This is a genomic window from Butyricicoccus sp. AM32-19, assembly GCF_003480365.1.
GTDB lineage: Bacteria > Bacillota > Clostridia > Oscillospirales > Butyricicoccaceae > Agathobaculum > Agathobaculum butyriciproducens.
Map to the genome: position 1 here is coordinate 155,661 of NZ_QUIX01000001.1, position 12,608 is coordinate 168,268.

At 54.9% G+C, this 12,608-nt stretch carries 12 protein-coding genes; all 12 read left to right on the forward strand.

The window, feature by feature from the left end; all coding sequences use genetic code 11:
• Window positions 1-99: 99 nt before the first annotated feature.
• Complete coding sequence (infB, locus tag DW806_RS00720; protein ID WP_118728797.1) at window positions 100-2,409, forward strand: translation initiation factor IF-2; 2,310 nt, start codon at window positions 100-102, stop codon at window positions 2,407-2,409.
• 251 nt (window positions 2,410-2,660) lie between these two features.
• The gene (gene rbfA, locus DW806_RS00725; RefSeq protein ID WP_110435377.1) at window positions 2,661-3,032 is read left to right on the forward strand and encodes a 30S ribosome-binding factor RbfA; all 372 of its coding nucleotides are present in this window, start codon (window positions 2,661-2,663) and stop codon (window positions 3,030-3,032) included.
• Window positions 3,029-3,988, forward strand: a complete 960-nt coding sequence (locus DW806_RS00730) for a DHH family phosphoesterase (RefSeq protein ID WP_118728798.1) — start codon at window positions 3,029-3,031, stop codon at window positions 3,986-3,988. The genes rbfA and DW806_RS00730 overlap by 4 nt, the downstream gene beginning before the upstream one ends.
• A complete protein-coding gene (gene truB / locus DW806_RS00735) occupies window positions 3,975-4,892 on the forward strand; it encodes a tRNA pseudouridine(55) synthase TruB (RefSeq protein ID WP_118728799.1) in 918 nt (305 codons plus the stop codon). Before DW806_RS00730 ends, truB begins: the two co-directional genes overlap by 14 nt.
• 151 nt (window positions 4,893-5,043) lie before the next feature.
• Window positions 5,044-5,952 carry a riboflavin biosynthesis protein RibF gene (ribF, locus tag DW806_RS00740; RefSeq protein WP_110435374.1) on the forward strand — a complete coding sequence of 303 codons (909 nt, stop codon included), beginning with the start codon at window positions 5,044-5,046 and terminating at the stop codon, window positions 5,950-5,952.
• A 130-nt stretch (window positions 5,953-6,082) separates the two neighbouring features.
• Window positions 6,083-6,604: a hypothetical protein gene (locus DW806_RS00745; RefSeq protein ID WP_110435373.1), complete on the forward strand. Its 522-nt coding sequence runs from the start codon at window positions 6,083-6,085 to the stop codon at window positions 6,602-6,604.
• 658 nt (window positions 6,605-7,262) lie between these two features.
• Window positions 7,263-7,829 carry an RNA polymerase sigma factor gene (locus DW806_RS00750; RefSeq protein WP_118728800.1) on the forward strand — a complete coding sequence of 189 codons (567 nt, stop codon included), beginning with the start codon at window positions 7,263-7,265 and terminating at the stop codon, window positions 7,827-7,829.
• Window positions 7,750-8,670 (forward strand): hypothetical protein, encoded by a 921-nt coding sequence (locus tag DW806_RS00755; protein ID WP_118728801.1) that lies wholly within the window; start codon window positions 7,750-7,752, stop codon window positions 8,668-8,670. The genes DW806_RS00750 and DW806_RS00755 overlap by 80 nt, the downstream gene beginning before the upstream one ends.
• A gap of 175 nt (window positions 8,671-8,845) precedes the next feature.
• Window positions 8,846-9,331 (forward strand): tRNA (uridine(34)/cytosine(34)/5-carboxymethylaminomethyluridine(34)-2'-O)-methyltransferase TrmL, encoded by a 486-nt coding sequence (trmL, locus tag DW806_RS00760; RefSeq protein ID WP_116704729.1) that lies wholly within the window; start codon window positions 8,846-8,848, stop codon window positions 9,329-9,331.
• Window positions 9,332-9,342: 11 nt separating this feature from the next.
• Complete coding sequence (locus DW806_RS00765; RefSeq protein WP_116704728.1) at window positions 9,343-10,221, forward strand: DegV family protein; 879 nt, start codon at window positions 9,343-9,345, stop codon at window positions 10,219-10,221.
• Window positions 10,222-10,444: 223 nt separating this feature from the next.
• Window positions 10,445-11,635, forward strand: a complete 1,191-nt coding sequence (locus DW806_RS00770; protein ID WP_118728802.1) for a phosphoglycerate kinase — start codon at window positions 10,445-10,447, stop codon at window positions 11,633-11,635.
• Between the two features lie 112 nt (window positions 11,636-11,747).
• A complete protein-coding gene (gene tpiA / locus DW806_RS00775) occupies window positions 11,748-12,518 on the forward strand; it encodes a triose-phosphate isomerase (protein WP_110435367.1) in 771 nt (256 codons plus the stop codon).
• Window positions 12,519-12,608: the final 90 nt, after the last annotated feature.

Here is a 12,608-nt window from a genome sequence, read left to right on the forward strand (position 1 = left end):
AACTTTTCGCAGCTTTGGACGTATCCGAACATTGTTCGGTACGTCCTCTCTCGTTCAAAACCGTGGTTTTGAACGAAGTGTGTAAGGAGGTTATTGCCCATGGCATTAGACAATAAATATCGGGTACACGAGGTCGCAAAGGACTTCGGCGTATCCACCAAGGAGATCACCGAAATCCTGACGAAGTATCGCTCTGCACCGAAGAATCACATGCAGGTGCTTGACGATACCGACCTGTCGGTCATTTTCGAGTATCTCACCCAGCATAATCAAGTAAGTGACATGGAAGGTACGCTGAACGCACAGGGCGCATCCCGCAAGAAGCCGGAGCAGTCCAAGGCGGAAACCAAACAGCAGACCGAGTCCAAGAGAGAGGAGCCTATCGTGCAGCAGCAGCCGACACAGAGCAAGGTAAAGCAGGTTCACCGCATTGACACCCGCGGCACCGGCGACGTAAACCTTGCAAAATATGATGATCATGTAGATAAGCTGGTTGACGCAAAGGCCGAGCGAATGGAGTCCAAGGGCAGCAAGAAGCAGAAGCTGACCAAGAAGTCTGACCAGCGCTCCAAGCCGTTCGGCAACAAGCGCCGTCAGGAGGAGCAGGAGAAGATGCGCCGCCTGCAGCGTCAGCAGCAGATGGCAGCACTTAAGAAGATTCCGGTTAAGGTAATGATTCCGGAGGAGATTTCCGTCGGTGAACTGGCTTCCCGTATGAAGCGCACCGCAGCGGATGTTATCAAGGGTCTCATCAAGCTGGGCGTTATGGCGTCCATCTCTGAGGTGATCGACTACGATACCGCAGCCATCGTTGCAGAGGAAATGGGCTGCAAGGTTGAGAAGGAAGTACACGTTACCATCGAGGAGCAGCTGTTCGATGAGCACGAGGACAAGGAAGAAGAGCTGCAGCCGCGCGATCCGGTCGTTGTTGTTATGGGTCACGTTGACCACGGCAAGACCTCTCTGCTCGACGCGATCCGCAAGACCAAGGTCATCGAGGGCGAGGCCGGCGGCATTACCCAGCACATCGGCGCATACCGCGTTGAGGTTGGCGGCAAGCCGATCACCTTCCTCGATACCCCGGGTCACGCTGCGTTTACCTCCATGCGTGCACGCGGTGCGCAGGTAACCGATATCGCCATTCTGGTCGTAGCAGCCGATGACGGCGTTATGCCGCAGACCATCGAGGCGATCAACCACGCCAAGGCAGCAAACGTGCCGATCATCGTTGCCGTAAACAAGATCGACAAGCAGGGTGCAAACCCGGATCGTGTTCTGCAGCAGCTGACCGAGTACGAACTGGTACCGGAGGAATGGGGCGGTCAGACCATCGTCTGCAACATCTCCGCAAAGTTCGGTCAGGGCATTGACAACCTGCTCGAAATGGTACTGCTGACCGCTGAAATGGCTGACCTCAAGGCAAACCCGAACCGCAAGGCGCACGGTACCGTCATCGAGGCAAAGCTGGATAAGGGCCGTGGCCCGGTTGCAACCCTTCTGGTACAGAACGGCACCCTGCATGCAGGCGATACCGTTATCGCGGGTACCTCTGTCGGCCGCGTTCGCGCAATGACCAACGACGACGGCAAGAAGATTGAGTCCGCAGGCCCGTCTGTTCCGGTCGAGATTATCGGTCTGGCTGAGGTTCCGGGTGCAGGCGACATCTTTGACGCCGTAGACGACGAGAAGATGGCTCGTGAGCTGGTTGAGCAGCGCAAGGACAAGGAGAAGGAAGAGCGCAACAAGCTGTTCCACAAGGTAACGCTCGATAACCTGTTCGATTCCATCCAGCAGGGCGAGATGAAGGAGCTGAATATCATCGTCAAGGCAGACGTTCAGGGCTCTGTCGAGGCGGTTCGTTCCTCTCTCGAGAAGCTGACCAACGAAGAGGTTCGCGTGCGCGTTATCCACGGTGCCGTTGGCGCCATCAACGAGTCCGACGTTATGCTGGCTGCCGCTTCCGGCGCGATCATTGTTGGCTTTAACGTTCGTCCGGACCGCACCGCTACCGACTCCGCTGCACAGCAGGGCGTTGATATGCGTATGTACCGCGTTATTTATGATGCCATCGAGGAGATGGAGCAGGCCATGAAGGGCATGCTCGAGCCGAAGTTCAAGGAAGTTGTTCTCGGCCACGCAGAGGTTCGTCAGGTGTTCAAGATCACCGGCGCAGGTGCGGTTGCAGGCTGCTATGTACAGGACGGCAAGATTCAGCGTAACGCTGAGGTTCGCGTAGTCCGTGACGGCATCGTATTCCACGAGGGCCACCTGAATACCCTCAAGCGCTTCAAGGACGATGTGAAGGAAGTTGCAACCTCTTATGAGTGCGGCATGAGCATCGAGAACTACAATGATATCAAGGAAGGCGATATCATTGAGTGCTTTGTTATGGAAGAAGTGAAGCGGTAAAACCGCTTCTTCTAAGGGGGACGCTGTCCCCCTTAGATACCGCCAAAGTTCCCGAGGAAACTTTGGCGGATATCCCCCTCGCCTTTGCATGGCAAAGGCGGTTCTGGACACGCGTCCAGAAGCAGTGGTATAAAAGTCCGGCGGAGCTGGACTTTTATGGGGGATTGAATCACGCACTGCGGTGCGTGTGAAAATGCTTATCGCATTTTCTGTACAAGCAGATTTTAATCAATCCTCAAAGGAGGAAAGTTATGTCTACTCGAATTGATCGTATTTCCGAAGAAGTGATGAAGGCTCTGGCAGAGGCGATGCGCTCTGTTAAGGACCCGCGTGTACAGGAGGCTATGGTTTCCGTGGTACACTGCGATGTTACCAACGATCTGCGTTATGCGAAGTGCTATATTTCCGTACTCGGCAGCGAGCAGCAGACCAAGGACGTGATGAAGGGCCTGAAGTCTGCGGCAGGCTGGCTGCGCCGCGAGGTTGGCCACAAGGTACAGCTGCGCTACGCGCCGGAGCTGGTATTTGAGCTGGATCAGTCCATCACCCACGGTGCACACATCTCCGAGGTGCTGCACGAGCTGAAAAATGAAGGCAAGCTGGGAGAGGAGGACGCAGAATGATCGTTGACGTTGCTGGCGCTGCTGCTGCGCTGCAGGCAGCGGACGACATTCTCATCCTGACTCACCGCAGACCGGACGGCGACACGGCAGGCTGTGCCGGTGCGCTCTGCCGCGGTCTGCAGCAGATTGGCAAGCGCGCATATATTCTGGAAAATCCGGAGATTACCAGGCGTTATGCGCCGCTGATCGTGCCGTATTATCCGCCGGAGGATTTCGTTCCGGCGTATGTGGTTTCGACTGATATCGCTGAGGAGAAGCTGTTTCCGGACACGGCCGAGCCGTACAAGGGCAAGGTCGATTTGGTCATTGACCATCACGGCTCGAACGACGGCTTCGGCAAAAAAAACCTCATCCGGCCGGATGCAGGCGGCTGTGCCGAGGTGCTGTACGATGTGCTGACCGCGCTCGGCGTTAAGTTCACGGCCGACATTGCAGAGTGCATTTATATCGGTGTTTCGACCGATACGGGCTGCTTTAAGTTCTCGAATACGACCGCGCATTCGCATGCGGTAGCGGCGGCCTGCCTGACTGCCGGTATCGACGGCGGTGAGATCAACCGCGTGCTGTTTGAGACCAAATCGCGTCCGCGTTTTGAGATGGAGCGCATTGTATTTGATACGATGGAGTTCCACGAGAACGGCGCGATCGCGGTTGCCGTGCTCTGGCGCAGGGATATCGACCATGCAGGCGCGGATATGGACGATCTGGACTCGATTGCATCGCTCACGCGCCAGATTGAGGGCGTACAGATCGGCATCACGCTGACCGAGAAGCCGGACGGTACGGTTCGCGTTTCCGTCCGCACCACCAAGGAGATGGACGCGGCTGCTATCTGCAAGAAGGTCGGCGGCGGCGGTCATGTCCGTGCGGCAGGTGCAAGCTTCACCTGCCGCATGGCGGAAGCCAAGGCTGCTATGCTGAAGGCGGCAGAGGAGCAGTTTCATGCAGCAAAGTGACCTGAACGGCATCCTGCTGATGAACAAGCCGCAGGGCTTTACCTCACATGACGTGGTAGCCAAGCTGCGCGGCATTCTGCATACGCGCAGGATCGGTCACGGCGGCACACTGGACCCGATGGCGACCGGTGTTCTGCCGGTATTTGTCGGCGGTGCGACCAAGGCGGCCGATTTTGCCGCAGCGCAGGATAAGGAATACGTTGCCGGGTTTACGCTCGGCTACTGCACAGATACGCAGGATGTCACCGGCGAAATGCTCCAGACCAGCGAACGCTATGCCGCGGAATACGCAGTAAAGCAGATGGTGCGGCGCTTTATCGGTCCGCAGCAGCAGGTGCCGCCCATGTACTCGGCGGTCAAGGTGAACGGCCAGAAGCTGTACGACCTGGCCCGCAAGGGCAGGGAAGTCGAGCGTCCGGCACGCGATATCATTGTGCACGAAATGGACCTGCTCGACTTCGATGAGAATGCCCAGAAGGGCACGCTGCGGTGCAAGGTCAGCAAGGGCACCTATGTCCGCACACTGGTCAATGACCTTGGCGAAAAGCTGGGCACGCTGGCCGTGCTGCACAGTCTGGAGCGCACCCGTTCGGGCGCGTATGAGCTGGCGCAGTGCCATACCTTTGCCGAGTGTGAGCAGGCAATGGCAGAGGGCACCATGCAGCAGCTTCTGCTGCCGACCGACAGCCTGTTTACCGATAGACCCGCCGTTTCGCTCACCGACGAGGGCGCAGAGCGCATTGCGAGAGGCGCAGTCGTATTTCCGCGCCAGACCGACAGCCTGCCGGAAACCGCAGATACCATCTGCCGTGTGTACCATCAGGATAAATTCCTCATGCTCGGTCAGGTGAGAGAGCTGGATAAGGGCGGTTTGGGTCTGTTTGTATACAAAAACTTCCGATAAGTTTTTGCATACAAACAGAAATGGAGAATTGAAAATGGAAAATGGATAATGAAGGTATCGCGCCTTGCGCGATGATTTAATAAGCGCGAAGCGCCGCATTCATTCTCAATTCTCAATTTTCAATTATCAATTTTTTCAGGGGGATTCCCTTATGATAGAAGTTACAAAGCCACGTGCCATCGCGCTCGGCTACTTTGACGGCGTGCATCTGGGCCATCGGGCGCTCATGCAGCGTGCGGTCGAGCGTGCCAAGCAAATCGGCGGCACGAGTGCGGTTTTCACGTTTGATGTGCATCCGGATTCGGTTGTCATGGGCCGTCAGGTGCCGCTGCTGACCGCAAATGCATATCGCACCGAGGAGATCAAAAAGCTCGGCGGTGTGGACGAGGTTATTTTCGGCCACTTTGACCATGAAATGCAGCACATGGACTGGCGCGATTTTATCCACAAGCTGCTCATCGGTCGCTTCAATGCGGGCTGGATCATCTCGGGGCGCAATAACCGTTTCGGCTATAAGGGGCAGGGCAACGCAGAAGGCATGGCTATCGAGTGCGAAAAGGCTGGCATCGGCTATGACTGCATCGAGGATGTCAAGATTGACGGCATTGTGGTGTCCTCCACCTATATTCGTCAGCTGATTTCGCAGGGCGATATGGAAGGTGCGGCTAAGTTTCTCGGTCATCCGTATACGGTTTCCGGTATTGTGGAGCACGGACGACGTGTCGGCACAAGCGTGCTGCAGGTGCCGACGGTCAATCTGCGTCTGCCGACCGAAATGGCGATGCCGCCGTACGGCGTGTACGCAACCCGCGTTCTGGTGGACGGACAGAGCTATATCGCAGCGACCAATATCGGTGTAAAGCCGACATTTTTAGACGGCGGTGCACCGACCATCGAGCCGCATCTGCTCGACTTTGCGGGCGATTTGTACGGCAAGATGATCCATGTGGAGCTGCATAAGTTCCTGCGTCCGGAAATGCAGTTTGAATCGGTGGAGGCGCTCAAGACCGCCATCGAGGAAAATGTGCAGCAGACCAGAGAATTTTTTAAAGAGAAATAAGAAAAGGCGGTATCGCTGCATAGCGGTACCGCCTTTCTGTATCTCAGGGAACAATTTGGTTGACAATCAAGGGATCGTTCGGTATCATCAAGGTACAAGAATAAGGATAGAGAATCGGGAGGAAGACAATATGAAGAAATCGGTCAAATGTGCAGTGACAGCGGCGCTGCTCCTTCTGCTTTGTGCGGTTGGGATCTATGGCATATTCTTTGCACCACGGAAGATCGGCTGTGCAGTCGATGATTCGTTTTCGTGGAAGGCGTACAGCTATACGCCGGTGACGAGCAAAACGATTTATAACTATGCGTTCCCGTCCGAAGAAATTACACTTTCTGCGGAAAATCGGGAGACGATCGTGCAGCTGCTTGCAGACAGTAAGGGCAAGCGGCGCTTTCCGGGCAGATGGACACCGTACGGCACGAATACCAGGATTCCGTGCGTCGTTGCAGTGCAAATAGACAGCGCGGAAGCAGATTATATGCTTTTTCTGTGCAGGAATGATTCGGAAGAGTTGCTGCTGCTGAAAACAGAACTACATGGCAAGGACAGATGGTATACGCTGGAGAGTCCGGCGCTTGCGGCGGCTCTGAATACCCTGTATCCGTATGATACCACAGGCAGCACTGTAACGCATACTGTCGGAACAAACTAAAAAAGCTGCGGTTAAACCGCAGCTTAGAGGCTGTCGAAAAACTCCGTTTTTCGAGCAGCCTCTCGATTGAAACCACGCTTTCAATCGAATCTTGACGAAAAGCCGCGCCCTACGGGCACAATTTTTCGTCCCTTGTATAATTCCCGAGGTACACGCCCTCGGGAATTATGAATTTGCTGTGCAAATTCTATTTTATGCATGCTGCCGCACGAAAAGTAAAAACGATAGATTGACTGTATCGACAGACTGAAAGCTGCGGTTAAACCGCAGCTTTTTTGCCGCAAGGCGGAAAAAAGCCGCCTGATGAATCAGACGGCGATTTTCCCTCAAAGAGCAGGTAAAGAGTAAAGAAAGAAAAAAGAAAAAAAGAGAGCAAATAAAATATAAAAACCAATGTGGTTGTTGGTTATTGTCGATTTGTTGTGTTCCTTAGAACAATTATTATTATAGTCGTTTTAGATAAAAATGCAATAGATTTTTTGTTTAATGTTCCAGAGAAAATGCAAAAGTTTTTGTGCATATACTACAAAAATAACATCTGTAAATTGTAGGGGAACACAAAACGAAGGGAAAACAAGCCGAAATCTCAAAAAATCCGACGGCAGCGGGAACGATTTGCCGCTGCAAAGCGTGTTGTTGGTGAAAGGAGGAGAGAGCAATGCAGACAAAACTCAGGTCGGACGCATTTCTGCAGCAGGCGATGGACACCTGCGGCGACGCGGTCTATCGCTTAGCTTTGTGCAGACTGAACAGCCGCGCGGACGCAGAGGACGTCTATCAGGAAGTCTTTCTCCGGCTGCTGCGGGACGACACCGATTTCCGCGACACCGAGCATCTGAAAGCATGGCTGCTGCGCGTAATGCTCAGCCGGTGCGCCGATCTTCGCCGGTCGGCGTGGTTTAAGCGCACTGCACCGATGGAAGCTGCCGCGGATGCTGCCGCTCCGGAACCGGAAAGCAGCAGTGAGCTGTGGCAGGCGGTACACGCACTGCCGGACGATCAGCGAATCGCGGTGTGGCTGCACTATGTGGAGTGCTACCGCACAGAGGAGATCGCGGAAATGGTCGGCTGCCGTCCGGCAACGGTACGCACGCGGCTGCATCGCGCAAGAAAGCAATTAAAGCTGGATTTGGAGGGATCTTACGATGAAGAACAACTGGAACGAACTGAAGGACATCAAGGCTCCGCAGGAGCTGAAGGAGCGCACGCTGGCAGCAGCTCGTGAAGCGCGTAAGCTGACGAACGAACCGCTGCATGCGGTGCCGCGCCATCCGTGGGGAATGGCAAAGCGCCTTCTGGCGGCAGCCTGCGCATTCGGTATTGTGCTGGGCGGCACGGCTGTGTATCGCACGCATAATGGCACCGCGCAGACCGGCAGTGCAGCCGTAGCGGACGCCATCAATCACACATTCGGCTTTGCAGCCTATGCCGCCGATACCGGCGAGCTGCGTCAGCCGAAGGACAGCAAGATCGTGTTCGACACCGGCAGCGGCGCAGACGATCCGGAAAAGGGGTTCTACTCCGGCTGTCTGTTCAAGGTGACCGGCGAGAATATCAAAACCGTATCTGCGACCATCGACAAGGGCGCAGTCTACCGCATGAAAACCGTCAAGGATACATCGGCCGACCGTAACGAGTGGGTGCGCTCGATGCATCAGGGCACGAACCCCGAACTCGACGGTGCCGACAGGATCATGGTCTGGGGCAGTGACGAGATGCATATGTACGCCGACCTGTGCTGGAAGCTGGACAACGGCTTCACCGACGCGTACGACCCGGACACCAGCTACGGTCTGTGGCTGCCCAGCCAGCCGGAAACCACGGATGACGATCTGCAGGATTCGTGGCACAAGGCTGTGGACGGCTTTGAGGGCGCAAAGCTGACCGTCACCATCACCTTTACTGACGGCTCGGAGCAGACCCGCTCGATGACGCTGCACACCGGCAAGCTGGGCGTGGAATACAAGGACGATACGTCCGGTCCGAGCCTTACCGGCGAAGTGCTGACCGATGAGCAGGCCGCAGCGGAAGGCTATATCTATGGCGTCTATGCGGATATTGAGTAATTGAAGATATGTGCCGTTCGTTCAAAATCATCAAAAATTAGTATAGTGCATGAAAATTTCCTCTGAATCTTGTGTTCAGAGGAAACTTTTTTGCGGAAAAATGGGAATATACCTTGAAAAATACGGTGTTATCGCATAAAATAGAAGAAGTTTAGTTCGTAAATGAGGCGAAAGTATGCTCAACATTGTTTTGGTCGAGCCGGAGATCCCGCAGAACACCGGCAACATTGCCCGCACCTGTGCGGCGACAGGCTGTGTGCTGCATCTGGTCGAGCCGCTCGGCTTTGCTATCGACGATAAGCGCATGAAGCGGGCCGGTCTGGATTACTGGCACCTGCTCGATGTGCGTATGTATAAAAATCTGGATGAATTTTTTGAGAAAAATCCGGACGGCCGCTACTTCTATGCGACAACAAAGGCACCGCACGCCTATCATGAGGTGGAATACTGCGACGGCGACTACCTGATGTTCGGCAAAGAGACCCGCGGTCTGCCGGAAGCGCTGCTCATCGAGCACCCGGAACGCTGCGTCCGCATTCCCATGAGAGAGGGCGCGCGCAGCCTTAATCTGTCTAACTCGGTCGCTGTTATTGTGTTTGAGGCACTGCGGCAGACCGGCTTTGAAAATCTGAGACTTGCGGGACCGTTTCCGCAGGCATAAAGGAGTAAAGAATGGAAAAGATTCATATTTTGACCGATTCCTCATCGGATATTCCGCACGATCTGGTAGAGGCGCACGGCATTGAGATCGTTCCGATCATGCTGACGCATGAGGGACGCAGCTTCCGCGAATATTACGACATCACATCTGAGGACTACTGCAGGCTGCTCGAGACCAGCAGCGAGATTCCCGGCACGGCCATGACTACGCCGACCGTATTCCTCGAGTCCTACAACCGTGCATTTGAGCGCGGCTGCACGCATCTGCTGGCAGTGCTCATCAACGGCGGCGGCTCGGGTACCTATCAGGCGGCCTGCCTTGCAAAATCCATGTTCGAGGAGGAGCAGGGTGAGGGCAAAATGACCATCGAGGTCATCGACTCCAAGACATACACCTATATTTACGGACACATTGTTGTCAAGGCTGCCGAAATGCGTGAGCAGGGCGAGAGCTTTGACGCGATCGTCAGCGTGGTAAAAAGCCGTCTTAACCGCGTGGAAGCCTACCTCGGTGTGTACAGCCTCAAGTTCCTCAAGAAGTCCGGCCGTATTTCGGGCGGCGCGGCCTTCGTGGGTGAGGCGCTCGGTCTCAAGCCCATCAGCCATGTGTATGACGGTGCGGTAAAGGTGTGTGACAAGGTGCGCGGTGAGAAGGCACTCGTTGCCGGAATGAGCAAAAAAGTCTCCGCCCGTGTGGTGCAGCCGGATAAGCAGACGGCTATCCTGCTCTACGGCGACGTACCCGCCGAGCGTCTGGATGAAATGGAAAAGCGTCTGCGTACCGAAATTGGATTCCGCGATGTGGAACGCGTAGCGATCGGTCCTTCGGTTCTGACAAATACTGGTCCGCTGGCGATGGCTGTAGCGTATTATGGAACGCCGCGGGATTGATGCAAAAATTGTGAATGTTGTTTAATATTTCGCAACTTTTTGGCGAAAAACGCAAAAATCCTCTAAAAGCGAGTTGGAATGTGATGATTTTCACAATTTTGCTTGCGAATGACACGAATTACGAGTATAATTCTGTATTGGAAACGGAATTATTTAAGTAATAAGTTCGTGCTTTTGTTCCTTATCGTAACTTTATAATACATCTTAAAGGAGAGGGATATTTATGCAGTATAACAAGAAGAGCGTTGAGGATATCGACGTATCCGGCAAGAAGGTAATTGCCCGCTGCGATTTTAACGTACCGCAGGACGAGAACGGCAACATCACCGACGACAAGCGCATCCGTGCTTCGCTGGAGACCATCAACTACCTGCTGGATCACAACGCTGCTGTAATCCTGTGCTCGCACCTCGGCCGTCCGAAGGGCGAAGTAAACATGAAGTATTCGCTGGCTCCGGTCGCTAAGCGTCTGGGCGAGCTGCTTGGCAAGGAAGTCAAGCTGGCAAAGGACGTTGTAGGCGAGGATGCTAAGAAGCTGGCCGCTGAGGTTAAGCCGGGCGAGGTCGTTCTGCTTGAGAATGTTCGCTTTGAAAAGGGCGAGACCAAGAACGACGCTGCGCTGGCAAAGGCTATGGCTGACATGGCTGACATTTACGTCAACGACGCATTCGGCACCGCACACCGTGCACACGCTTCCACCGCAGGCATCGCAGATTACCTGCCGGCTGTATGCGGTTTCCTGATCAAGAAGGAAATCTCCATCATGGGCAAGGCTCTGAGCGACCCGGCTCGTCCGTTCGTTGCAATCCTGGGCGGCGCTAAGGTTTCCGACAAGATCGGCGTTATCGAGAACCTGATTGACAAGTGCGACACCATCATCATCGGCGGCGGCATGGCCTACACCTTCTCCAAGGCAAAGGGCGGCGAGATCGGCACCTCTCTCTGTGAGGAAGACAAGATCGAGCTGGCACTCGGCCTGCTCAAGAAGGCTGCTGACAAGGGCGTTAAGCTGCTCCTGCCGGTTGATACCGTTTGTGCAGATCACTTCGGCGCGGACGCTGCTCCGGTCGTATACGAGGCTGGCAAGATCCCGGCTGACATGATGGGCATGGACATTGGCCCGAAGACCGTAGAGCTGTTCTCCGAGGCTGTCAAGGACGCAGGCACCGTTGTTTGGAACGGTCCGATGGGCGTATTCGAGTTTGACACCTTCGCAGTCGGCACCAAGGCTGTTGCCAAGGCAATCGCTGAGAGCAAGGCTGTTTCCATCATCGGCGGCGGCGACTCCGCAGCTGCTGTTGAGAAGCTGGGCTTTGCTGACAAGATGACCCACATCTCTACCGGCGGCGGCGCTTCTCTGGAGTTCCTCGAGGGTCTGGAGCTGCCGGGCATCGCATGCCTGCAGGACAAGTAAGTCCATTAGGAACGCTTTATATCGGAGCGCGTTCTGTTGAGCGCTCCGTATAAATACATAAAGATTTAAGACGGAAAAGTCCGTCCGAATGTTTGAAAGGGGTAAAACCAACATGAATCGCAGATATCGTAAGACCATTATCGCCGGCAACTGGAAGATGAACAAGACTCCGGCAGAGGCTAAGGCTCTGATCGAAGAGATGAAGCCGCTCCTGTCCAAGACCAAGTGGTGCGAGATGGTTCTTTGCGTACCGTTTACCGATATTCAGGCTGCTGTAAAGGCTGCTAAGGGCTCCAAGATTGCAATCGGCGCTGAGAACATGCACTTCGAGAAGTCCGGCGCTTTCACCGGCGAGATCTCCGCTGACATGCTCAAGGAGCTGGGCGTTAAGTACGTTATCATCGGCCACTCCGAGCGCCGTCAGTACTTCAACGAGACCGACGAGGCTTGCGGCAAGAAGGTTCAGGTCGCTCTCGAGAACGGTCTGCGCCCGATCCTGTGCGTAGGCGAGTCTCTGACCGAGCGCGAGCAGGACGTTACCATGGAAGTTATCCGCAAGCAGATCAAGATCGCTCTGCAGAACGTAGCTGTTGAGGACATTAAGAAGGTTGTCATCGCTTACGAGCCGATCTGGGCAATCGGTACCGGCAAGACCGCTACCGCAGAGCAGGCTAACGAGGTTTGCTCCGCTATCCGTGACTGCCTGCGCGAGAAGTACGGCGCACGCGCTGCACGCGGCATCACCATCCAGTACGGCGGCTCTATGAACGCGAAGAACGCTTCCGAGCTGCTGGCTCAGCCGGACGTTGACGGCGGCCTGATCGGCGGTGCCTCCCTGAAGAGCGCTGACTTCGCTACCATCGTAGAAGCAGCTAACCAGTAAGATAAGGATACGGGAAAGGGAAACGCTCCCTCACCGTTTTGCGGAGGGGGACATGGTGCATATCGTGTCCCCTTTTATTCTCTTATCGTT